Genomic DNA, 22,812 nt, shown 5'->3' with positions numbered 1-22,812 from the left:
CATGGACGAGCGCGGGGGGACAGGGGGTGCCGCGCGCAGTCGCGGTGAGGCGGTGCCTCATTGGCCGGGGCTGGACGGACTCCGTGGAATCGCGGTTCTCTCCGTCGTTCTCTTCCACACCGCGACGGGGTGGGGCGCCAACGGCTTCGTGGGAGTCGATGTCTTCTTCGCCTTGAGTGGCTTCCTGATCACGAGCCTCCTGCTTCGAGAGCACCGGTTGACCGGCGGCATCACTCTCTCGGCCTTCTACCTGCGGCGGGCACTTCGATTGGTGCCGGCGTTGGTGACGGTGGTGTTGGCGGTGGTGGGCCTGAGCGTCGTGACTGGCCGGGTCGGTGCTGTCGTGCCGGGGGCCGCGGCTTCACTTCTGTACCTCTCGAACTGGTGGATCTACAGTGGTCATCCGGCGCCGCTACTGGAGCACACCTGGACGCTCTCCATCGAGGAGCACTTCTACCTCGTGTGGCCGGTTCTCGTCGCAGCATGGCTTTCGCGTCGACGCAGCCGCCGCATGGCCTCCGTCGTGGCTGCGGCACTCGCCCTCGGAATCCTGCTGACGCCCTGGCCCGGTGATCTCGACGGAGTGCGCGCCTCGTACCTGCGTGCCGCGCCCATCGTTCTCGGGTGCGTCCTGGCCGTGGCGCTCGACAATGATCGCGTCCGCGCAGCCGTGGCTCGGCCGATCCGCGTGGCGGGACCTGTCGCCCTCGTCGTTCTCACCGTTCTTGCCTTCGCCCCGCTGAAGCTGGACTCCGCGTGGCTTTCAGGCGTCAAGAGCGTCCCTGGGCTGCTTTCCGCGCTCGTGGTCTGCGCACTGGTCTGCGCACCGCGCAGCCTCGCGAGCACCTGTCTCTCCTGGAAGCCGCTGAGGTGGACCGGGCGCCGGGCCTACGGCATCTACCTGATCCACTTTCCGGTCATCAGCCTGATGATGCACCAGGTGGATCTGGGCCTACCCGTGGGCATGAAGGGACTTGTGGGAGCGGCGCTCAGCATCGCGCTCGCTGCCGTGTCCTACACCTACATCGAGCGCCCCTTCCTGAGGCGCAAAGCGAGGTTGGCGCCCAAGGTCGACAACTCCCCTGCTGGGGCTGCTATTGCCGACGTGCTCGCCCCTCTCGAGGGCTCACGGGGGTGGGAACCACCGAGATGAGCCGCCGCCGGCGGGCTTCGTCTACTTGTACGAGGCCAGCTCGTCGTTGCGGATCGCCTCGCCGAGGTCGGCCATCTTGACCTCGTCGACGATGTCGATCGACGCGCCCTGCGGGCTCGTGCCGAATCCCGTGAACGGCGCCGTGATGAAGCGGATGTCGCCGCCGCGCAGGTCACGCAGGGCGAAGGCCTCGGAGCGCATCGTGCCGACGTCGAGCTTCTGGTCGACCGTGAGGTTCTTCGTCGCCGCGTCGGCGAACTCGCTGAGCCGGACCGGGTTGAGCAGGACGTCCTTGTTGAGCGTCTTGAGCATGAGGGCCTTGATGAAGGCGAGCTGACGCCGGCCACGGGAGATGTCGCCCTCGCTCAGCTGCTTGCGCTCGCGCACGAAGGCGAGCGCCATGTCGCCCGTCATGTGCATGGTGCCGACGGTGAAGTCGTAGCCGTTGTCCTTGCTCGGCTCCTCGACGTCGACGTCGACGCCACCGACGGCGTCGGTCATGGCCTTGAAGCCCTCGAAGCCCTGCATGGCGACGTGGTCGATGCGGATGCCGAGCATGTTCTGCATCGTCTTGACGAGCAGCGGAGCCCCGCCGAACGCGTACGCCGCGTTGAGCTTGTTCTTGCCCTTGCCCGGGATGGAGACGTAGAGGTCGCGGGGGAAGTGGATGAGGGTGACCTGCGAGTGGTCCTCGGGGACGTGCACGAGCACCATGACGTCCGAGCGGGCACCGACCCGGTCGGGTCCGGCGTCGTTGCCGATGATGAGGTAGTTGGTGCCGCTGCCGGTCGGCTGCGCGACGACGTTGCCGTTCTTGTCGGTGGGCTGGCTGTCCGTCCCGCTGTCGGGCAGCAGCAGCTCCTGCTTCACGTTGTTCGTGACGATGTGGTTGAGCCAGGCGAGGTAGCCGCCCACGGCCAGCACGGGCACGAGCAGCAGCACGAGCGCGGCGACGAGCACCTTGCGGTTGCGCTTCTTCTCCCGACGCCCGGAACCACCGTCGGCTGCGGCGCCGCCGTCCCAGTCGTCGCCGGAGCCCCCGGAGCCGCCGTCGGCCCCGTCGGGGCCGTCGGTCTCGTCACGCTCGAACAGGTCGGCGTCGCGCTCACGGGTGCTGTCCACGGCGCCAGTGTAGGTGTCGGGAGGACATCCCACGGCTGCTTACACTGTCCCGCATGCCCGGAGGACGAACGCGACGAATGAACGCCGACGTCCCCCTCGTGGCAGGTGGTGCCGTCGGCTTCGTGGTGCTGGTGTGGCTGCTCATGCACGCCACGGTGCCGCTCGTGACCGTCTTCGACTTCGCCTCCGACGGTCGTCCCAAGCTGTATGCCGCGTTCCTCGCCGGTCTCGCCGGTCTCGGCGGTCTGCTGCTCACCCTGCCGCGTGCGCTGAGCCAGCCGGTGCCCGCCGTGCAGCCGTCGCTGCGCAGCCGGCGTCAGGCGTCGGCGCTGCGCCGCTCCCACCTGCGCACCGACCTGCTCGCGGTCGCCGCGCTCCTCATCGCCCAGGTGCCGCTCCCGGCCCCATGGGGACCGGTGGGCAAGGCGGCGACCATCGCAAACGTCACGAAGTCGCCCGAGATCGTCGAGCTGAGTGCGCTCTTCGCCAACGTCTCGCTCGCCATCCTGGTGGTCGGCCTCGTCGCGGCCGTCGTCGCCAAGGTCTACAGCCACGCGGCTGCCTTACGGGTGCTCGCAATCGCCTTGGCCGTCGGCGCCCCGGTCATGGGCTGGTTCTTCGTCGTCCACGCCATCGGCTAGGGAGAGAGCAGTCGCTCGACCTCGGACCGGATGCGCTCGCGGAAGCGGGTCTCGGAGAACTGCTCGGCGTGGGTGCGGATCGCCGCGGCGTCCCACCCGCGATCTCGAGCGGTGATGACGGCCGCGCGCACCGCCTCGGTGGTCGGCTCCTCGAAGAAGGCGCCGTTGACGCTCTCGTCGATCGTGTCGAGGTAGCCACCCGCGTGCAGGGCCAGGGTCGGCACCCCGAAGGCCGCCGCCTCGAGCGGGGTCAGACCGAAGTCCTCGAGGCTCGGTGCGAGGAGCGTGCGTGCGTGGGCGTAGGTCCAGCGCAGCTCGGCATCGGTCAAGCCTGTGACGATCCGCACGTTGTCGGGCGCCTCCGCGCGCAGCCGCGCCTCGAGCGGCCCGGCGCCGACGACGACGAGCCGCTCGGGCAGCCCGCGCACGGCCTCGACCGCGACGTCGACGTTCTTGTAGGGCAGCAGCCGCGACACGACGAGCAGGTAGCCGGCCTCCGCCCAGTCCGCGAGGGCCGCGACCGGCTCCTGCGGGTCGGCGGGGTCGATACCGTACGGCGGGGCGAGCACCTCCGCGTCGATGCCGTAGGCCGTCGCGATGCGCTCGCGGACCACGGTGGAGTTCGCGAGGTAGCGGTCCGCGGACGAGGCCGCCCGACGGTCCCAGCGGCGCAGCCACCCGCTCAGGACCGACAGCGCCCCCGCCTTGGCCGAGCTCCCTGCCTCGTCGCCGAGGTAGGCGTCGGCCTGGTAGAGCCACCGGGCGGGAGCATGGCAGTAGACGAGCTTGCGCCCGGTCGCCGGCACGCCGTGGGCCCAGCCGGAGCTCGACGCGACGACGACCTCGGCGTCGACGCGAAGGCGCGACACGGCATACGGGAGCAGGGGCAGCGCAGCGCGGTGCTCACGGCGCAAGGGTGCGATCTTGTCGATGGGCGAGACGACGACGCTCGCGTCGCGGAACTCCGGGTAGGTGCCGTCGGGGTCGTAGAGGGTGGTGTGGATCGTCGCGTCGGGGAAGGCACGGTGCAGCGCGAGGACGACGCGCTCGGCGCCACCGCGCTGGGTCAGGTAGTCGTGCGCGATGGCGACGCGCGGACGGTCGCTCTCGGACGGCGCGGGGAAGGGGCGCGCACCGGCGGACTCCAGCCACACCCGGGTCAGAATGGCCGCTCCGCGGTCGGCGCGGAAGCGGCTCGCGACGTCGGCGTGGGCGCGCGCTGCCCGCTCGAGCGCCTCGGCCGGACGGTCGAGCACCTCGAGCACCGCGGCGGCCAGGGCCGCGTCGTCATCCGGCGCGACGAGCAGCCCGGTGTCCGCGCCGGGAGGCTGCGTGCGCACGATCTCGTCGACCCCGCCCCCGCGCGTCGCCACGACCGGGACGCCCCAGGCCATCGCCTCCGTCACGACCTGCCCGAAGGGCTCCGGGACGGTCGACGCGTGGACGCAGACGGTGAGCCTGTCGAGCTCGGGACGTGGGTCGGCGACGAAACCCGTGAGCTCGACGACGTCTGCCAGCCCCAGGCGGTCGATCTCGCCGCGCACCTCGCGCTCGTAGTCCTCCGCGCCGAACGCCGCTGCCCCGAGCAGCCGGAACCTCACGTCAGGGCGGACGTCGACGACGCGTCGGGCGGCGCGGACCAGGACGAGCTGGCCCTTGGTCGGGCTGAGGCGCCCCACCATCCCGACGACCGGCGGCCCCTCGGGCTGGTGGCGTCGCACCGACCCGGCCACCTGCTCGGGCGAGAGCCCCGGGTGGGCCACCGTCAGGCGTCTGGCCCCCGGCAGGGTGGCCGCCGTGGCCGCCGAGTTGGCGACCACGGCATACGGCACGCGACGGGCCAGGGCCCGGAACGCGCGGACGGTCCGAGCCGGCAGGTAGTCCTCGGCGATCCGGTCGTGGACGTGCCAGACGAGGGGGAGACCGAGCAGCCGCGCGGCCGGCACGGCCAGCAGGTCGGCCTTGAGCGAGGTGGTGTGGACGACGTCCACGTCCAGCCCTCGCAGCGTGCGCACCAGGCGTCCGAGGAAGCCGGCACCGGCGACCGCCGAGCGCACCACGGTGACCGGACCCGCGGCCCGGCCCACGTCACGCACGCCCGGGTCGAGCGGCACGACCACCACCCGGTGACCCGCCCGGTGCAGGCGCTCCTCCAGCGGCCCGGACGAGAAGAGGACCACGACCGGCTCGACGACCGTGGGGTCGAGCGCCTCCAGCGACCGCACGAGCGCCAGCTCCGCGCCCCCGAGCTCAGCTGTGTGGTCGAGGACGGCCACGCGCACGGGACGGGGGCGACGAGCGGGGGCTGGCGGCACGTCCCGAAGGGTATCCGCGGACCCTCGCGAACCGGGTCGATCCGCGGAGGTTTGCTGACATACTGCCGCTCATGCTGGCCTCCTCGCCCTCCGTCGACGTGGTCGTCGCGACGTTCAACCGCCCGGACAACGTGCGGACCTGCCTCGAGCACCTGAGCCGCCAGACGCTCACCCCCGACGAGGTCGTCGTCGTCGACTCCTCGCCCCACCGCCTGACCGCCGACGTCGTGGCCGACTTCCCCGGCGTGCGCTACATCCGCAACGACGCCGGCCCGGGCACCCTCGCGACCTCGCGCGCCATCGGCGTGGCCGAGACACGGTCCGAGATCATCGCCTTCATCGACGACGACGCCTACGCCGAGCCCGACTGGCTCGAGAACATCGTCGCCCGCTACGCCGACCCGGCCGTCGGGGCCGTCGGCGGGCGCGCCAGCAACGGACGACCGGGCGAGGAGCACGAGGGGCTCGACGCCGTCGGTCGCCTGCTGCCCGACGGGACCCTGACCGGCAACTTCGCGGCCGACACCGGCCGGGACCTCGACGTCGACCACGTGCTCGGCGCCAACATGTCCGTGCGCCGCTCGGCCCTCGAGCAGATCGGCGGCATCGTCGACCTCTTCCCGGGCACCTGCCTGCGCGAGGAGAGTGACATCATGCTGCGCCTCGGACGCGCCGGCCACCGAGTGGTCTACACCCCCACGGCCCTCGTCGAGCACGTCGCGGCGCCCTACACCCGGGGACGTCGCTTCGACGTGCGCTACACCTTCTACGGCCACCGCAACCATGTCGTGCTGCTCTCGCACACCTATGGCCTCGGGGCCCCGATCCTGCGCCGCTACTACGGCACGGCCCTGCGCGGTGTCGGCGGCAGCGTCGTCGAGGGCGCGCGGGCGGTCATCGACGGCGAGCGCACGCCTCGCCAGCGGGTGCGCTCGGTCGGCGGCAAGGCCCTGCACGCGTCGGCGACCCTCGGTGGCCTCGCCGCCGGCACCACCGCAGCGATCCGCACGCGGATCGACGACCGGCGCCACACCTGAGGTGTCCTCGACCGCACCGGGGGAGCCCGACCACACCGTGCCCCAGGGCCGAGGGCCTGACGAGGCGCCGACCGATGGCGCCGAGGCCATGAGCGCAGGCCACCTCCAGCAGCGTGCGGTCCGCGGCGCCGCGTGGACCGTCGTCAACACGTTTGTCGGCATCCCGGTGGCGTTCGCAGTCAACCTCGTGGTCGCCCGGGTGCTCGGCGCCTCCGACTACGGCAGGCTCGCACTGCTGACGGCGTTGATGGAGTTCGTCGGCGCCCTGCTGACGAGCGGCGTCGCGACTGCGGTCATCCAGTTCGGCGCCAAGGCTCACGCCGCCGGCCGCACCGCCGACGTCGCGCGCCTGCTGTCCCAGTGGCAGGGGTTCCGACTCCTCGTCGTCATGCCGGTGGTCGCGACGGTCGTCTTCCTCGTCGCCGACGTGCCGCCGCAGGCGATGGCGGTGGCGCTCGTCTTCGGGGTCGTGCTCCCGGCCGCGCTCGACGGCGGCGCAGCGTGCCTCGGCATCGAGAACAAGACGGCTGACGGCGCCAAGATCGCGCTCGTCACGACGATCGCCACGCAGGCCGCCGTGCTCGTGGTCGCCCTGGTCGTGCGGACGCCCGACGCGGTGTGGGCGACCCGTCTCGTCGTCGTTGGGCTGGCCGTCGGGCTCTGCCTGTTCCGGGTCGCCCCCGCCTACCGCGTCGCCGTGCTGCGCCCGATCCTGCCGCGCGGGCTGCCCCCGGGGTTCTGGGCCTTCGCCGTCCCGATGGGTCTCGCGGGCGTCGTCAGCGGGCTGGTCTCGTCACGCAGCGAGGTCTTCGTGATGAACTGGCTGGCCGAGCCCGCGGAGCTCGGGATCTATGCCCTCGCCTTCGGGCTGGCCGTGCATGCCTTCGCCCCGGCGCAGGCGCTCGTCGGTCCGCTGATCCCGGCCATCTCGGGCCTCCGGGAGGTCGACGAGGGCGCCGTCGAGCCGGCCTTCCGACGGGTGACGCGAGCGGGTTCCACCGTCGTGGCGCTCATCCTCGCGACCGGGCTCGCCCCGCTCGCCCTGCTCGTCCCCGTGCTCTACGGCGAGGAGTTCGCCGCCGCGTCGCCGGTCGTGCTCGCGCTCGGGATCTCCGCCGGGTTCGCGACGGTCGGCGGCCCGGTCTTCGCCTTCGTCTCGGCGAGGCTGTCGGGCAAGGCCATCTTGGCCGCCAACCTCGTGGCCCTCGTCGTCGATCTCGGGCTCGCCGTCCTGCTCATCCCGGGGCTCGGCGCGTGGGGCGCCGTCATCGCCAACGCCGGTGGAGCCCTGACGACGCTCGGCATCCTCAGCGGACGCGAGCTGCGGGCCTTGGGTCTACCGGTACGTATAGCCCTGCGGGATGCGCTGCCTGCCTTCATCGGAGCCGTCTGCGCTCTGGGCGCGTACTTCGGCTGGGTCCTCCTGACCGGGCCGGTGCTGCTGCGCGCGATCGGTGCGGGACTGGTCGGGGCGGTCCTCTGCGTCGTCCTCATGCGGGTGATGGGCTCGGGTCTGAGCGCGGAGGACCGTGGCGCGGTCGGGCGCGCCCTGCCGTCGAGCGTGGGCCGGGTCATGGGCCGCGTCCTGGGCTGGATGTCTGGGCCTGACTGATGATCAACGACCCGTTGAGCTCCGACGAGACAAAGGAGGTCCATCGGATGGAACTGTTCGACTACGACGTCGTCATTCCCAGCCACGGCCGGCATCCGGACCTGCTGCTCGCCGCCGTCGACAGCGTGCTGGCCCAGACCTGCCCGCCCGCCCGGGTCCTGGTCGTCATGGACGGCATCGCCGAGGCCTCCCGCCTGCTGGCACGCGCCCGTCCGCAGGTCGAGGTGCTGGACGTCGAGGAGCCTCGCGGGGCAGCTCACGCCAGACAGGTCGGCATCGACCACGCAACGGCGACCTGGGTCGCCTTCCTCGACGACGACGACCTCTGGCACCCGGCCAAGCAGGAGCGCGTCGCGGCCTGGGTGTCCGACCACCCCTGCTGCCGGGCGGTCCGCTCGGGGTTCTGGACCTTCACCGCGCCGGCCAGCGGGGTCGACGACGTCGGCACCCTGGCGGTCGAGCTCGTCGGGTCGACGGTGGACGAGCTCGTCGCCGCGGCCGCGACAGCCGTGCCGCGCAACGACCTCGGCTACCTCGACATCGACGGCGACAGCCTCGCCCTGATGCTCGAGCGCAACCGTGGCGTCATCGGCTCCAGCGTCGTGCGCCGTGACCTACTGCAGTCGCTGCCGGCCGTCCCCGCCGGCCTGCGCCCCGGTGACGACCATGCGCTGCTGACCCTCGTCGCGTCCCGGACCGAGTGGCAGTTGATGGGGGAGCGCCTGCTCTTCTATCGCGCCCACGCGGCGCAAACCACTCGCGACGCGGCGAGCAACGCCATGGCCGACCTCGTGCGAGCCCGACTCACGCTCTGGGAGCTGGTCGGCGACGTGGCGCCCCGCCCGCTCGAGAGCTACGGTCCCGTCTACCGGCGCGAGGTGAGGCAGATGGCCTGGTCGCTCGTCCGGAACGGTCGCCCGAGCGCGGCCATCCAGGGCTTCTGGGCCGCGGCCCGTCTGCTTCCCCGCTGGCGGGACCGCCTCCTCGTCCTGATCCCCGAACCCGTTGCCTGGCGCTGGCGCCACCGGGGTCGCGCGGGCGGGCAGCGGTCACCGGACTGACGGCGACCACGGGGCTGGGCGGATCAGGGGTCATCGGGCTTTCTGCACCGCGCGGTCGTAGAGCTCCCCGTATATGCGGGCGACCGACGCCCACGTGTAGCGCCGCACGCTGGTCAGACCATTCGCGGCCAGCTCGGCGGCACGGTCATGGTCGCGTAGCACCGACTCGATCGCGTACGTCAGGGCGCCGGTGTTGACCGGGTCGACAAGGACTCCATCGGCCCCGTCGGTGACAAATGACGCAGGGCCTCCGAGAGTCGTTGCCACCAACGGTGTCCCAGCTCGCCAAGCCTCGAGCGCCACGATCCCGAAGGCCTCGCGGCGGCTCGGCATGACCACGACGTCGGCTCGCCGCATCCACGTGTGCACCGCCGCCTCGTCGAGCGGTCCGACGAGCCTGAGGCGGCCGCGGAGCCCGAGCTGCTGGCCCTGGGCGCGCAGCGCCTCGCGCTGCGACCCGTCCCCGCCGAGGACGAGGCGTGCGCCGAGAGCGGGGTCGAGGGCGGCGAACGCCTCGACCAGAAGATCGAAGCCCTTCGTGGTCTCGAGGCGGCCCACTCCGAGGACGAGCGGGGCCGCGTCGAGGTCGAGATCGGCAGGCAGCACACCGTGAGGTGGCGACGTCGGGGCCGGGCCCACTCCGTTGGGCACCACGACCCCGCCGACGAGCTCGAACCGGTCACGCAGGTCGCCGAGCACCTGCTCGGAGCACCCGGTGGTCATCGCGGCTGCGGCGATGGTGCGTCGCAGTCCTTCGCGCATCAGGGCGGAGGCGCCGAAGGCGTCGTAGTCGTCCATGAACGTCTCGCCGTGCGCGGAGAGCACCAAGGGGGTCGCGGTCCGTCGAGCCAGCGCTGCCGCATACAGCCCGTTGGGTCCGAAGCACTGGACGTGGAGCAGATCCGGTCGGAAGGTGCGGAAGGCCGACCGCCAGGCGCGCCAAGCGCGAGGACTCGCGGCAGCGAAGGTTGCCAAGGCCCGGCCGGAACGGGCGGGCAGGGGAGTGGGCAGGTGCCGCACGACAATCCCGTCGAGCTCGGTGGTCCCGAGGCGCTCGCCGCGGTCGACGGTCCACACCTCGACGTCGGTCCCGATCCGACGCAGCTCGCGAGCCACATTGCGCACGTGGGACTCCACCCCGCCGAAGTGGGGATGGTACGACGACGTGACGAGGGCGACTCGGGCGCCTGCGCCACCACCCATCGGGTCTCCTGTCCGTCGTGCCGTGCGATCAGCCGGCCTCAGTGCGGTCTCACCCTACGATGCGAGGGCAGACCCGTCCGCCCCTTCTCCATGACCCCGACAGGCAGGATCACGCGTGCCCCGGCTCACGATCGCCACGACCGCCACTGCGGTGCCCATGGGTGCGCAGGCGTATGAGCGGCACATCGTCGCTCGCGCGGCGAAGGCGCTCCAGGCGCTCAGCGGCCCGGATGAGTCGTGGCAGGTGCGCCACGCCGTCGCCCGGTCACTGCGGTCCCCTCTCCCGGGCACCATCCGGCTGCCAATGGGCTGGCTCGGGCACGCGTCGCCGCGTGCCCGTGCGGCGGCAGGGCGCCTGACCTATGCGGGCCGCGGGCTGGTGCACCGCATGAACCTCGAGCTCCCGCCGGCGCCTCGCGAGGTCGTCACCCTCCACGACGTCGTGGCGTGGCGCTACTCCGACGAGTCGGCACCGGTCGCCGCAGCTGCGGAGGAGCTTCGCCGAGCCGCGGCCGTCGTCTGTGTGTCCGCCTATACGGCGTCGGAGGCTGTCGAGCTGCTCGGGGTCGCGGACCCCGTCGTCGTCCCCAACGGCGTCGAGGACCGCTTCTTCTCGGCCAAGGCGCTCGAACCCAATGCCCTGGCCGCGTTGGGGATTGAGGGTCGTTTCGTCCTGACGGCCGGCGGCGCCTCGGAGCGCAAGAACCTGCCGGCGCTTGCGGCGGCCTGGCCTCTCGTGCGGGCCGCGCGACCCGATGTCGCACTCGTGCTCGCGGGGCCACCACATCCCCGCCGGACCGAGCTGTTCGGCTCGCTCCCGGGCGTGCGTCTTGTGGGTCGTGTCCCCGACGACATCCTGCCAAGGTTGTATGCCGCCGCAGCCGTCGTCGTCGTCCCGTCGCTCGTCGAGGGGTTCGGCCTGCCGGCCCTCGAGGGCATGGCGGCGGGGGTCCCCGTCGTCGCCTCCGACCGGTCGTCGCTGCCCGAGGTCGTCGGCGACGGCGGCCTGCTGGTCGAGCCGACCGGAGCGGCCCTCGCCGAGGGGGTGCTCGACGTGCTGGGCGGGGGGAGCGACGTCGAGGCCATGGCCCGACGCGGACAGGAGCGGTCGCGGGCCTTCACCTGGGAGGCGAGCGCCGAGGGGCACGCCCGGGTCTGGTGCGCCGTCGGGGGCTGAGGCTCAGCCCGGTGCCCCATCGTCCCGACCCGCGGACCGGCTGACGTCGTCGTCGAGGTCGTCGTCGAGGTTGGCGGCGTCCCCACCGAGGACCGCGACCGTCGCTGCGGTCACGGTGCCCACGAGCAGGAGGCTGCCAAGGACGTCGCGGGGCTGGTGGGCGTACCACGTGACGTTGCCCAGGGCCACGACGACGGCGGCGACGGTCAAGGCGACGAGCCCACGGCGCGTCACGGGGCGCGGCCAGACGACCGAGACGCCCACGAGCAGGCCGATGCCGGCCGCCGCGTGGTTGGAGGGGAAGGCGTCGCCACCGATCCCGAAGACGTCCCGCACCCGGACCTCCAGCGCGACGATCGTGGAAGCGGCCGGCACGACGAGCCCGGCGACCGCCCGGCGCCAGCTGCGCCGGACGAGGGCGAGCAGGGCGAGCACCACGACCACCGGCGCGAGCACGACGATGACGAGGGGACGGGCCACGTGGTCCAGGCCCTGGCGCAGCGCCGCGGGCACCCCGTTGAGGATCCACCCCCGCACCGTGGCGTCGACCGACACCCCTGCTCCCGTGCGCGTCGACACGAGCGCCACGACGACGAAGGCGACGGCCCCGACGACCGCCGCCAGGGCCAAACGCAGCCGATCGCGATGCGACACGTGCGCCTCCTGCAGGCCTGTTAGGGTGCGATCGACCAGTCAGTTCGGAGTCTATGGGGGTTCGCGAGATGGCAACCCAGGAGGCGACGGAGGGCCCCGCACCGGCCGCGTCCGTGCCTCTCGAGGTCCGCATCGGTTTCGCGCACGCCAGCCTCCAGTGGATCGCCGACCGGTGCGGCGCCGACCTGATCCACGTCAAGGGTGCAGCGCTCGACCCGACCCTCGTGCCCGGTCGCGGCTTCTCCGACGCCGACGTGCTCGCGCGGCCCCAGCAGGTGAGGATGCTGCTCGACGAGCTGCGCCGCCACGACTGGGAGCTCATCAACACTTTCGCCTACGGGTCGTCCTTCGAGCACTCGGCAACCTTGCGGCACAAGGACTTCGGTCTCCTCGACCTGCACCGGATCTATCCCGGCACCGGCCCCACGCCCGAGCAGGCCTTCGACACGCTGTGGTCCGCACGCACCACCACCGTCATCGGGGGGAGGGACTGCGCCGTGCCGTCGCGCGCCGCCCAGGCCGCCCTCCTGCTCCTGCACGCCGCACGAGGAGGCACCGACCCCAAGGCCGCCAACGACGTCGAGTGGGTGTGGACCGCGGCCGGTCCCGACGACCGCGAGCAGATCCTCGAGTGGGTCCGGCGGCTCGACGCCGAGCTCGGGTTCTCCGTCATCACAGGGACGTTGGACGAGCACCGCGACGACCCGGCATACGACCTCTGGCGGGTGGCGTCGCGCGGGGGCACGCGCATGGACGAGTGGCGGGCGCGCGTGCGCGCCGCCCGGGGCGCGCGCACCAAGCTCGCCGTCGCCGCCCGGTCGGTCCTCGTCAACGTCGAGCACCTGACGATCGTGCGGGGACGGCCGGTCAGCCGGCGCGAGGTCGTCGCGGAGTTCTTCGAGCGGCCGGTGCGCGGCCTGCGTGAGCAGGTCACGCGCCGCGCGGGTACGGCACTGGGCCGCGCGGGTGCGAGGCACCGGGAGCCCGTCCCGCCCGCGACGGACGACCGGTGAGCGGCGCCTTCCGCCCGGGTCCCGACGCCGGCGTCACCGTCGACGGGGACAGCGGGACCGTCTACGTCGCCCGGCTCCCCGGTGGTCCGCTCCTCGTCCTCGAGGGCGCCGCCGCGGTGATCTGGGCCGAGGCGACGGCGGCCCCGGCCGCCGGCTGGCTCTCACGGGTGGCCGCCGCGGTCGGGCATGCCGAGGACGTCATCGCGGCCGACGTCGAGGACTTCGTCGCCGACCTGCGCGCCCGACAGCTGCTCGTGCCCGTCGACGGGGACGACCAGGTCGACGGGGCCGACGCGCCGCAGTGACGCCGGTCCCGCGGACGGAGTGATCACGCGTCGGCCCGGAGTGGTCCGAACACGCCTGGCCCCGACGGCTCAGGCGTGGCGGCCCTCCCGCTCGCGCTGCTCGCGCCGGCTCAGCTTGACGCCGGAGTCGCGGTTGTAGCCGTAGTAGCCGTAGCGGTGGGCCGTCGACGATCCGGCCGACACCATGTTGAGCGCGAAGCCGGCCACCGGGGCGTCGACCGTCTCGAGGGACTGGACGGCACTCGCAAGGTCGCGCTTCTTCGTGCGCTCGGCGCCGACGACCATGATGAGCCCGTGCGTCAGCTTGTTGATGAGCACGGCGTCGATGACGGGCACGACCGGCGGGCTGTCGACGAGGATGAAGTCGTACTCGTGCGAGAGCTTGCCGAAGAGGGCCTCCATCGGCTCCGAGCCGAGCAGCTCGCTCGGATTCGGGGGCACGGGTCCGGCCGGCAGGACGTGCAGCGTCGTCTCGCGCCAGCGCTGGACGACGTCGTCCGGGTCGGCCTGCCCGAGCAGCAGCGTCGTCAGACCGAACGACCCGTCGAGCCCCATCGTGCTGGCGACCGAGGGGTTGCGCAGGTCCCCGTCGATGAGCAGCACCTTGGAGCCGGCATCGGCCATCGCGAGCGCGAGGTTGATCGTCGTGGTCGTCTTGCCCTCCCCGGGCACCGAGGATGTGACGACGAAGGAGTGTCCGCCGGTGGTGACGTCGACGAAGAGGATGTTGGTGCGCAGGCGCCGGATCGCCTCGGCGTGCCGGCCGTGCGGGTCGCTCTCCAGCGACAGCAGACCGCCCTTGACCGACTTGACCATCGGCAGGTCACCGAGGATGGGCCGGCTCGACAGGGCCGCGATGTCCTCCTTGGTGCGCACCTTGGTGTCGAGGGTGTGGCGAAGCAGCGCGAGCCCGATGCCGAGGGCGAGCCCGAGCAGCCCACCCAGGGCGAGGTTGCGCTTGGCGTTCGGCGACGTCGGCGCGCCGGGCACCTCGGCCGGCGTGATCGTCGTCGCCTCGACCGACTGGCCGTTGGCGGCCAGCAGCGGTGAGAACTTCTTCGTCGCCACGTCGGCCAGCACCGGGCCGACCTCTGCGGCGACCCGCGCCACGAGCTGGGCGTCACCGCCGATCGCGGTGATCGTCATCATGTTGGAGGTCTGGGACACCTCGCCCGAGACCGACAGGGGATAGTTGGCCGGCAGTCCCAGCCGGGTGCGCAGCGGGTCCATGACCGACGGTGACGTGAGGACCTCGAGATAGGTGGCCAGGTCACTGGCCGAGACGGCATAGGTCGCGACCTGGTTGTTGGTGCTCGAGCTCGCCGGCTGCGTCGCCCGGAGGTAGATCTTCGAGCTGGACGCGTAGACGGCAGGCGTCAGCATCGTCTGGACGGCGACAGCCGCGACCACGGCGAGCAGGGTCACCGCGATGATCCGCCACCGTGCCCCCAGCACGCCCAGGAACTCCCGGAACGTCATGTCTCCCCCATGCCCCAACTCGCCAGTACGTGCCGCGATCCTCCCATATCATCCAAGAGGTTGTGCCGAGTCCGGGACATCCGGGGGACGGCCGGGATCGGCCGCGGACGGCCGGGGGACGGCACGGGGAGAGAGGGTGAGGCCATGTGGGCACTGCGGGTGTCCCACAGCGCGGTCGTGGACACGTGGCGTGAGCGGGAGCGGGCGCTGCGTCGCCGCGGCCACCGCGTCGACGTCGTGTCGGCCGCGCAGTGGTCGGAGGGCGGGCGTCGCGTCACCCTGTCCGCGCGCCCCGGTGAGGCGGTGGCACCGGCTCGCACGTTCGGCTCGCACCCGGCTCTGTTCCTCTACGACCCGCGTCCGCTCTGGCGCGCCCTCGGTCGGCCGGTCGACGTCATCGACATCCACGAGGAGCCCTTCGCGCTCGCGACCGCCGAGGTGCTGGCCCTGCGCTGGCTGCGCCGGCAGCGCGCGCCCTACCTGCTCTACTCCGCCCAGAACATCGACAAGCACTACCCGGTGCCCTTCCGCTGGCTCGAGCGCGCCGCGCTGCGCCACGCGAGCGGGGTCCACGTGTGCAACGACGGCGCAGGCCGCATCGTCGAGCGCAAGGGCTTCGCGGGCCGGGCCCGCACGATCGACCTCGGCACCGACCTCACCACCTTCACGCCGACGAGCACGTATGCCGTGACGCCGGGTCGGGCGCCCGTCGTCGGGTTCGCCGGTCGGTTCGACGCGGCCAAGGGCGTCGACGTGCTGCTGCGTGCCGCAGCCCTCGAGCCGGGGCTCCGGGTGCGCCTCGCAGGGGACGGTCCCGAGCGGGCTGCGCTGGCAGCCACGGCCGATGCTCTCGGCATCGCCGACCGGGTCGAGATGGTCGGCGCCCTGGCGCCCGAGGACCTGCCCGACTTCTACCGTTCGCTCGACGTCCTGGCCGTCCCGTCGTTGACCACCTCGTCCTGGGTCGAGCAGTTCGGCCGGGTGGCGATCGAGGCCATGGCCTGTGGCACGCCCGTCGTCGTCAGCGACAGCGGCGCCCTGCCGGCGGTTGTCGGCGCCGCGGCCCTCGTCGTGCCCGAGGGTGACGCGATCGAGCTCGCCAAGGCGCTCTCCGACGTGGTCCATGACACGGAGGTGGCTGCCCGGCTGCGGGAGGCGGGCCTGGCGCGCGCCGCCGCGACGTCGTGGGACCGGATCGCCCTCGAGCACGAGGTGATGTACCGCGCCGCCACCAAGCAGTGGGCAGAGCGGGCTGATGTCGAGGGGGAGAAGGTCGAGGATCGGGCGCTCGAGGTCGTCGTCGTCGCCTACGGCCGGCCCGACCTGCTCGCCGAGACGCTCGCCCCGCTGCGCGGGCTGTCGGTCACCGTCGTCGACAACTCGTCGTCGCCCGACGTGCGCGCCGTGGTCGAGCAGGCCGGCGCCGACTACGTCGACCCGGGCCGCAACGGCGGTTTCGGCGCCGGTGTCAACGTCGCGCTCGGCCGGATCGACCCCGACGCCGACGTCCTCCTCGTCAACCCCGACGCCGTCGTGCACGAGGACGACGTGGCGGCACTGCACAGAGTGCTGCTCGCCGAGCCCGACCTCGCGAGCGTCGGGCCGGTCCAGGTCGACTCCGGTGGCAGGCCGTCCCGTGTGGAGTGGCCCTTCCCGTCGCCGGTGGCGACCTGGGTCGAGGCGGTCGGACTCGGTCGGCTGCGGCGCAACCGCTACGTCATCGGCTCGGTGCTGCTGCTCCGTCGGGAGGCGGTCGACCACGTCGGCCCCTTCGACGACGAACGCTTCTTCCTCTACGCGGAGGAGGCCGACTGGGCCCACCGCGCCGCCCGGCTGGGCTGGCGGCACGCGCTGGTGCCGACGGCGCGTGCCACGCACGTGGGCGCCGCGACCAGTGCAGACCCGGTGTCCCGCGAGGGCCACTTCCATGCTGCCCAGGAGGTCTACCTGCGCAAGCACCACGGCGCCCTCGGATGGCAGGTGGGTCGGGCCGGACAGGTCGTCGGCTCCGCGGTGCGCGGCGTCGTACTCCCCGGTGAGCGCGGTCGCTCGGCGCGGTCGCGCCTGCGCCTCTACCTCGCCGGACCGGCACGCTCCGAGGTGCGGCCCGAGGACTCGCGGCGACAGCAGTCGGCCGGGGTGGGGGCCCTGTGACCACTCTCGTTCCCGAGCGCTTCAGGGGTCCCGGGCGCACCGACCTGCTGGCCCGCTTCGCGCTCGTGCTCGGCGGTGTCGCCCTCGTGGCGACGGTCGGACGGCTCGCGGTCACGGTGCCCGAGGCGGCGGTCATCATCTCCGTGGCCGTGCTGGCGATCGGGCTCACGGCCGTCCAGCCCGGCCTCATCCCCGTCGCGGTGCTCCCGGTGCTGCTCGTCGTGCTGCGCGTCGGCAGCGGCGGGATCGACCTCTCCCTCTCGGACTTCGCGCTCGCCGCCGCAGCGGTGCCGGCGCTGCTGCTCGCGCGCCGGCCGTTCTCGTCGGGCCTGCGTGCCGTGCTGTGGGCTTCGGCGATCTACCAGTTCGCCACGCTCGTCACGGTCGTCAACAACCCGTATGCCGCCAACGTCGTGGAGTGGGCGCACGCCTGGATGATGGTGTCCGGGTCGCTGCTCGTGGGCTGGGCGGTCGGTGCCAACGGGCACGGCCGGCTCGGCATCCGCCTCCTCGTCGCGACGATGACGCTGCTCGCCGTCATCACGGTGGTCGAGGGGAGCGTCCACTTCGCCCAGGGCGACTTCTCGCCGGTCTACCCGAGCTTCCCGTACGGCATGCACAAGAACTTCGCCGGCACGGTGTGCGCCACGGGGGCCGTGATGGTCTACGCCCGACCGGCCTGGGTGGGGATCAACCGCAGGTGGTCCTTCGTGCTCGGCTCCGTGCTCCTGGCCGCGGTGCTCTTCACCCAGTCCCGCCAGGCGCTGATCGGACTCGTCGCCGCCGTCGTGATCCTCGTGCTGCGCAGCGACAGCGACCGCAAGCGCTCCCGGGTCATCCTGCTGCTGCTGGCGCCCGTCGTGCTCTTCGTGACCAACCTCGTGCAGGACCAGGTCCAGAACGGCAACCAGTTCAACTCCGTGTTCCAGCGCCTCACCTGGTTCCAGGACTCGATGACGGTGTGGAGCTCGGACCCGTGGTTCGGTGTCGGGCTGCGGTGGTGGTACACCGACCGGTTCCCGTTCCAGTTCCAGCCGCCCAACGCCGAGATCGAGGTGCTCACCTCCGCCGGCGTCCTCGGCCTCGCGGCCTTCGTCGTCCTCATGGTCGTCGCGCTCCGGGTCGCGTGGAGGCTCGACCCCGCCTACGGCTCGCTCGCCGTCGCCGTCCTCGTCTCCCGTCTGGTCCAGGGTCAATTCGACCTGTTCTGGTCTGCGGTGCAGGGTTCGGTGCCCTTCGTCGTGCTCGGGATCTGCCTCGGCGCCTGCTGGCACGCCGAACGCGAACGGCAGGCGGCCGACGCGCGGCTGCTGCCCGCCTCGCCAGCACCACACGTCGCGGCCGGGGTCGCATGACGACGATCATCCAGATCACGCCCGAGATCGGCCCGGGCACGGGGGTCGGGGCGGTCGCCCACCACCTCGAGCAGGAGTGGCAGCGTCTCGGCGTCGACGTGCGCCGCTTCACCCTCGCCGAGGCCGGGGGCGCGTGGCTCCCGCAGCCCGGGGGCGGTGTGGCCGGCCGGCTGGCCCTGGTCGCACGGGTGGTGTGGTTCTCGACGGTCGGCACCCGGCGCGCCCGGCGCTTCCTGCACGCACACCCGGAGCAGCTGTCGGTCTGCCACAACGACGCCATGGTCGGTGACGTCTACGTCAACCACGGTCTCGTCGAGGCGGCCATGATGGCCCGCGGTCACCACCGCCTCCGGCTGGTCCGCAACCCGGTGCACCTGTTCACCACGACGAGGGACCGTGTGCGCTACTCCCGCCCAGGGACGCACCGGCTCGTCGTCAACCTCGTCAGCGACGAGGAGCGCCTGCTCCGTGAGCTGCATCCCCGTCTCGCCATCCCCACCGTCGTCATCGGCAACGGCGTCGACACCGAGCGGTTCCGGCCCCCGACCTCGGCCGAGCGTGCAGCAGCCCGTCAGGACCTCGGCATCGGGCCCGACGAACGGATGGTGCTCTTCATCGGCAACGAGTTCGGTCGCAAGGGCCTGCCCCGGCTCGTCGACGCCGTGGCGGCACTCGAGCCCGGCGTGCGCCTCGTCGTCGTCGGAGGCACCCCCGACCTCGTCGCGGCCGAGGCCCGGCGCGCGTCCGCCGTGTCGATGGGGGACAGGCTGCGGTTCGCGGGCGCCCACGCCGACCCGCGTCCGTGGCTGCACGCGGCCGACGTGCTGGCCATGCCCAGCGCGTACGAGTCCTACGGTCTCGTCGTCCTCGAGGCCCTGGCCTGTGGCGTCCCGGTCGTCGCCACGGCAACCGGGTGCGTGCCCGACGTCGTCGTCGACGGCGTCAACGGTGCCGTCGTCGAGGCGTCCGTGGGCTCGCTCACCGACGGACTGCGTCGCTCCCTGGAGCTCGACCCCGAGACCGCCCGGCGGGCGGCTCGGGAGAGCGCCGAGGATCACTCGTGGGCGTCGGTGGCTCGGCGCTACCTCGAGGTCCTCGACCGGCTGGGGTCCGACGGCAGCGTCGGTCAGCGCGAGGCCGGTCGGTCACGGTGAGGGTGGTCCACGCGGTCCGTTCCGACGCGTTCGCCGGTGTGGAGAGCCATGTCGCGCGGCTGGCGCGAGCACAGGTGCTCGCCGGAGACGACGTGCTCGTCATCGGAGGCGATCCCGGGCACATGGCGGTCGCCTGCGGGCCGCGAGTGCGCATCCTGCCCGCGACGACGGTCTCGCAGGTGCGACTGGCGGTGCGCCGCTGGGCTCCGGGTTCCGACGTGGTCCACGCGCACATGACGGCGGCCGAGATCGCCTGTGCCACAGCGATGGTGGGGGTGCGCACACCTCTCGTCGTGACGCGGCACTTCGCGAGCGAACGCGGCAGCAACCCTGTGTCCGCCGTGGTGGGGAGCGCGGCGGGCCGTCGGGTCGACGCGCAGATCTCGATCAGCCACTACGTCGCCGACACCATCTCCGGTGCCAGTGTCGTCATCCACCCGGGCGTCGACTCGATCACGGCCACCCGGCCGGCCGCGGAGCGCGAGCGGGTGGTCCTCGTCGCGCAGCGGCTCGAGCGTGAGAAGGACACCGAGGTGGCGATGCGGGCGTTCGCCCTCTCGGGTGCCGCCGGACGGGGCTGGCGGCTCGACGTGGCGGGTGACGGGGCGGAGAGGGCCCGACTCGTGGCCCTCGCGGGCGAGCTCGGCATCGGCGGGTCCACCCGGTTCCTCGGGCACCGCCGCGACGTGCTCGCCCTCATGGAGTCCGCCGGCGTGCTCCTCGCCCCGTGCCGGGTCGAGGGGCTCGGGCTCACGGTGCTCGAGGCCATGGCCGCCGCGCTGCCGGTCGTCGCGGTGGGCGCGGGAGGTCACCTCGAGACGGTGGGCGCGGCGGCGGCGGCTGCCCTGCATCCACCGGGGGACGTCGTCCGGGCCAGCGAGCTGCTGACGGTCCTGACGACCGACGCCGCCCACCGTGACGCGTACGGCGCCGAGCTCCAGCGCGTCCAGCGGGCCCACTTCACGCCCTCGCACCAGGCGGAGCGGACCGCCGAGGTCTATCGGGGGGTGCGCTGATGGATCTCGTCGTGACCTCGCTCGAGGCGTGGGACGGCGTGTGGCGCCGCAACCAGCACCTCATCGCCGGGCTCCTCCGCCGCGACCCGGGGCTGCGGGTGCTCTTCGTCGAGCCGGCCACCGACCCGCTTCACGCGGCCCTGGGAGCATCCGCTCCGCGACTGGGTCGGGGACTGCGCGAAGGACCGTCGCTCGACGGGATCCGTGCCGGCGCCCTCTGGCTGCTCGAGCCGACCAAGTGGCTGCCCCGGCGGGTCGACCGCCGTCTCGACGAGCGCTGGGCCAAGCAGGTGCTGCGGGCGGCGCGGACGCTCGACCTGGCCGACCCCGTGCTCTGGGTCAACGACCCGCGGGGATCACTCCTCGTCGAGGCGACCCAGTGGCCCTCGCTCTACGACATCACCGACGACTGGACGCTGGCCGACCGGTCCAGCGCCGAGACCGACCGCATCGTGGCCCAGGAGCAGGTGCTGCTCGGCCGCTGCGACGAGGTGGTCGTCTGCTCGCACGCGCTCGAGGAGAGCAAGGGTGCGCTGCGTCCCGTGACGCTCGTGCCCAACGGCGTGGACACGCGGGCCTACCTCGTCGACCACGACCGCCCCGCGGACCTGCCGGCCGGCGCGGTCGCCGTCTACGTCGGGACGCTGCACGACGACCGACTCGACGTCGACCTGTGCGTGCAGACGGCGCAGGCGCTCGCGGGTTCGGCCCTACTGGTACTCGTGGGGCCCGATGCCCTTGCGGCAGAACAGCGCTCGCGACTCGAAGAGGCGGGGGCACTCCTGCTCGGGGCGCGTCCGAGTGTGGATGTGCCTGCCTACCTCCAGCACGCCGACGTCCTCGTCGTGCCCCACGTCGTCACACCCTTCACCGACAGCCTCGACCCGATCAAGCTCTACGAGTACCAGGCTGCAGGGCGGCCCGTCGTGTCGACGCCGGTGGCAGGCTTCCGCGACGTGGACGACGACCTCGTGACGGTCGTGGGTGCTGCAGAGTTCGCGCACGCGGTCGTCGGCGCCGTGGCGTCTCCCGTGGCGACGCAGCGAGCGCGCGAGAGCTCGGCGGACTGGTCGCGCCGGGTCGACCAGATGCGCGAGATCCTCGGGCGGCTGCACGCTGGGAGGTCGGCCTCATGACCACCGACGCTGCTGCGCCGTTCGTGGTCCACGTCCGGGCGTTGGGGGCCACGGTGGCCATCGAGGTGCCCGACGAGCGCCTGCGCCTGCCCGTCGAGCAGGCCTGGTCGGCGTGCCGCACGGAAGCAGTTCCCGGCGCTCCCGGGGTGAGACCCCCCTCCCTGTCGCCGGCTGCCGAGCCGGACGAGAAGGCGTCAGCGCTGCAGTCGCTGACGCAGTCCGTGACCCGTGAGGCGATCCTGGCCCGTTCTGGCGAGCTGATGATGTTCCACGCTGCCGCCCTCAGCGACCAGTCGACCGGTGCGACCATCGCGATGGTCGCACCGGGTGGCACGGGCAAGACCACCCTGGTGCGGGCGCTGGGCCCGGGTCGTGGCTACGTCACCGACGAGACGGTCGGCGTGGCCGCAGATGGCGCCATCGCGCCCTACTGCAAGCCCCTGTCGGTGCGTCGCGAGCACCCGAGGCAGCCCAAGGACGAGATCTCGCCCGGGACCCTCGGGCTGTGCCCGCCCCGGGTCGAGCCGTGGCTCGCCGGCCTGGTGCTGCTGAGGCGCGACCGGGCGGCGGGCGAGCGTCCGGTCGTCGAGGACGTCGGCGTGCTCGACGCCCTGGTCCAGCTCGCGCCGGAGACCTCCTCGCTGGCGGCCTTCGACCGTCCGCTCCACCGCCTTGCCGAGCTCGTGGAGTCCGTGGGAGGCCTGCGCCGGATCCGCTACCACTCCGTCGACGATGTCGAGCCGGTCGTGCGCGAGGTCCTCGGGAGATCGAGGTGAGCGCCGACCGCGAGGGCGCCGCCGCGCTCACGTCCGAGGCGTTGCTGCGTCCGGGGGAGCTGCGCGACACCTACTCGACCGACGACGGCACGGTCGTCCTCGTGGAGGGCGCGGCCGGACACCGGGTCGTCCGGCTCTCGCCGCTCGGGAGCGCGGTCCTCGAGGCCGTCGGGTCGGGGACGACCCTCGCGGCGCTCGAGGTGGAGCTGAGGTCCCGGCTGGGGGAGCCACCCGCCGGAAACCTCTCCGAGCTGGTCCTCTCGGCGACGCTGGCACTGGTTGAAGAAGACCTCATCGTCGCAGGTCAGGGGCATAAAGACGACAATTCGGGCGTCACGCAACCGTGATGTGGGCACGTCGCCGCAAGGTGTGTGATTCCCGGCATCTGGGGTGGCAGCCTCCGGTATGTTGACGAGTGCTTGGGGGGCTTCAGTCATCGAGTGGGGGAT

20 protein-coding genes are annotated in these 22,812 nt (G+C 72.6%); 15 read left to right on the top strand and 5 right to left on the bottom strand.

Annotated features, from left to right (window positions below; all coding sequences use genetic code 11):
- Window position 1 precedes the first annotated feature (1 nt).
- A complete protein-coding gene (locus IEY30_RS20610; RefSeq protein ID WP_030203359.1) occupies window positions 2–1,153 on the top strand; it encodes an acyltransferase family protein in 1,152 nt (383 codons plus the stop codon).
- Window positions 1,154–1,174: 21 nt separating this feature from the next.
- Here IEY30_RS20610 and IEY30_RS20605 read toward each other — a convergent pair whose 3' ends face one another.
- Complete coding sequence (locus IEY30_RS20605; RefSeq protein ID WP_030203356.1) at window positions 1,175–2,275, bottom strand: LCP family protein; 1,101 nt, start codon at window positions 2,273–2,275, stop codon at window positions 1,175–1,177.
- Window positions 2,276–2,328: 53 nt separating this feature from the next.
- Between IEY30_RS20605 and IEY30_RS20600 the strand changes: the two genes are divergently transcribed.
- On the top strand, window positions 2,329–2,916 hold the full coding sequence (locus tag IEY30_RS20600) for a hypothetical protein (RefSeq protein ID WP_229675125.1): 588 nt from the start codon (window positions 2,329–2,331) through the stop codon (window positions 2,914–2,916).
- On the opposite strand, the gene IEY30_RS22200 is transcribed toward IEY30_RS20600, so the two are convergent.
- Window positions 2,913–5,231, bottom strand: coding sequence for a glycosyltransferase family 4 protein (locus IEY30_RS22200; protein WP_081920677.1), 2,319 nt, complete (start codon window positions 5,229–5,231; stop codon window positions 2,913–2,915). The two genes, IEY30_RS20600 and IEY30_RS22200, sit on opposite strands and share 4 nt — an antisense overlap.
- A gap of 71 nt (window positions 5,232–5,302) precedes the next feature.
- Between IEY30_RS22200 and IEY30_RS20590 the strand changes: the two genes are divergently transcribed.
- The 3 genes from IEY30_RS20590 to IEY30_RS20580 all read left to right on the top strand — a co-directional run bounded on the left by IEY30_RS20590 (window position 5,303) and on the right by IEY30_RS20580 (window position 8,941).
- Window positions 5,303–6,268: a glycosyltransferase gene (locus IEY30_RS20590; RefSeq protein ID WP_052359043.1), complete on the top strand. Its 966-nt coding sequence runs from the start codon at window positions 5,303–5,305 to the stop codon at window positions 6,266–6,268.
- 88 nt (window positions 6,269–6,356) lie between these two features.
- Window positions 6,357–7,880, top strand: coding sequence for a lipopolysaccharide biosynthesis protein (locus IEY30_RS20585; protein WP_162181034.1), 1,524 nt, complete (start codon window positions 6,357–6,359; stop codon window positions 7,878–7,880).
- Window positions 7,881–7,927: 47 nt separating this feature from the next.
- Window positions 7,928–8,941, top strand: coding sequence for a glycosyltransferase family 2 protein (locus IEY30_RS20580; protein ID WP_162181033.1), 1,014 nt, complete (start codon window positions 7,928–7,930; stop codon window positions 8,939–8,941).
- 30 nt (window positions 8,942–8,971) lie between these two features.
- Here the strand turns inward: IEY30_RS20580 and IEY30_RS20575 are convergent, their stop codons facing one another.
- The gene (locus IEY30_RS20575) at window positions 8,972–10,144 is read right to left on the bottom strand and encodes a glycosyltransferase family 4 protein (RefSeq protein WP_030203342.1); all 1,173 of its coding nucleotides are present in this window, start codon (window positions 10,142–10,144) and stop codon (window positions 8,972–8,974) included.
- A gap of 115 nt (window positions 10,145–10,259) precedes the next feature.
- Here IEY30_RS20575 and IEY30_RS20570 point away from each other — a divergent pair, with 115 nt between their 5' ends.
- A complete protein-coding gene (locus IEY30_RS20570; RefSeq protein ID WP_030203340.1) occupies window positions 10,260–11,321 on the top strand; it encodes a glycosyltransferase family 4 protein in 1,062 nt (353 codons plus the stop codon).
- A gap of 3 nt (window positions 11,322–11,324) precedes the next feature.
- Here the strand turns inward: IEY30_RS20570 and IEY30_RS20565 are convergent, their stop codons facing one another.
- A complete protein-coding gene (locus tag IEY30_RS20565; protein WP_156035492.1) occupies window positions 11,325–11,975 on the bottom strand; it encodes a phosphatase PAP2 family protein in 651 nt (216 codons plus the stop codon).
- A 68-nt stretch (window positions 11,976–12,043) separates the two neighbouring features.
- Between IEY30_RS20565 and IEY30_RS20560 the strand changes: the two genes are divergently transcribed.
- Together IEY30_RS20560 and IEY30_RS20555 are read left to right on the top strand one after the other, a co-directional pair.
- The gene (locus IEY30_RS20560; protein WP_052359041.1) at window positions 12,044–12,988 is read left to right on the top strand and encodes a nucleotidyltransferase family protein; all 945 of its coding nucleotides are present in this window, start codon (window positions 12,044–12,046) and stop codon (window positions 12,986–12,988) included.
- Entirely contained in the window at window positions 12,985–13,293 is a 309-nt protein-coding gene (locus tag IEY30_RS20555) for a hypothetical protein (RefSeq protein WP_030203331.1), read from the top strand. Before IEY30_RS20560 ends, IEY30_RS20555 begins: the two co-directional genes overlap by 4 nt.
- A gap of 69 nt (window positions 13,294–13,362) precedes the next feature.
- On the opposite strand, the gene IEY30_RS20550 is transcribed toward IEY30_RS20555, so the two are convergent.
- Window positions 13,363–14,772 (bottom strand): tyrosine-protein kinase domain-containing protein, encoded by a 1,410-nt coding sequence (locus IEY30_RS20550; protein ID WP_030203328.1) that lies wholly within the window; start codon window positions 14,770–14,772, stop codon window positions 13,363–13,365.
- A 144-nt stretch (window positions 14,773–14,916) separates the two neighbouring features.
- Between IEY30_RS20550 and IEY30_RS20545 the strand changes: the two genes are divergently transcribed.
- The 7 genes from IEY30_RS20545 to IEY30_RS20515 are packed head-to-tail and all read left to right on the top strand — an operon-like array spanning window position 14,917 to window position 22,710.
- Complete coding sequence (locus IEY30_RS20545) at window positions 14,917–16,926, top strand: glycosyltransferase (RefSeq protein ID WP_052359039.1); 2,010 nt, start codon at window positions 14,917–14,919, stop codon at window positions 16,924–16,926.
- Window positions 16,923–18,281 carry an O-antigen ligase family protein gene (locus IEY30_RS20540; RefSeq protein WP_030203319.1) on the top strand — a complete coding sequence of 453 codons (1,359 nt, stop codon included), beginning with the start codon at window positions 16,923–16,925 and terminating at the stop codon, window positions 18,279–18,281. The genes IEY30_RS20545 and IEY30_RS20540 overlap by 4 nt, the downstream gene beginning before the upstream one ends.
- A complete protein-coding gene (locus tag IEY30_RS20535) occupies window positions 18,278–19,435 on the top strand; it encodes a glycosyltransferase family 4 protein (RefSeq protein ID WP_030203316.1) in 1,158 nt (385 codons plus the stop codon). Before IEY30_RS20540 ends, IEY30_RS20535 begins: the two co-directional genes overlap by 4 nt.
- The gene (locus tag IEY30_RS20530) at window positions 19,432–20,451 is read left to right on the top strand and encodes a glycosyltransferase family 4 protein (protein WP_156035491.1); all 1,020 of its coding nucleotides are present in this window, start codon (window positions 19,432–19,434) and stop codon (window positions 20,449–20,451) included. Before IEY30_RS20535 ends, IEY30_RS20530 begins: the two co-directional genes overlap by 4 nt.
- On the top strand, window positions 20,451–21,587 hold the full coding sequence (locus IEY30_RS20525) for a glycosyltransferase (protein WP_030203305.1): 1,137 nt from the start codon (window positions 20,451–20,453) through the stop codon (window positions 21,585–21,587). Before IEY30_RS20530 ends, IEY30_RS20525 begins: the two co-directional genes overlap by 1 nt.
- The gene (locus IEY30_RS20520) at window positions 21,584–22,363 is read left to right on the top strand and encodes a hypothetical protein (protein WP_052359037.1); all 780 of its coding nucleotides are present in this window, start codon (window positions 21,584–21,586) and stop codon (window positions 22,361–22,363) included. The genes IEY30_RS20525 and IEY30_RS20520 overlap by 4 nt, the downstream gene beginning before the upstream one ends.
- On the top strand, window positions 22,360–22,710 hold the full coding sequence (locus tag IEY30_RS20515; RefSeq protein WP_030203300.1) for a hypothetical protein: 351 nt from the start codon (window positions 22,360–22,362) through the stop codon (window positions 22,708–22,710). Before IEY30_RS20520 ends, IEY30_RS20515 begins: the two co-directional genes overlap by 4 nt.
- Window positions 22,711–22,812: the final 102 nt, after the last annotated feature.

The organism is Terrabacter tumescens (genome assembly GCF_014646815.1).
Taxonomy (GTDB): domain Bacteria; phylum Actinomycetota; class Actinomycetes; order Actinomycetales; family Dermatophilaceae; genus Terrabacter; species Terrabacter tumescens.
This window is presented reverse-complemented; position numbering and strand designations above follow the sequence as displayed.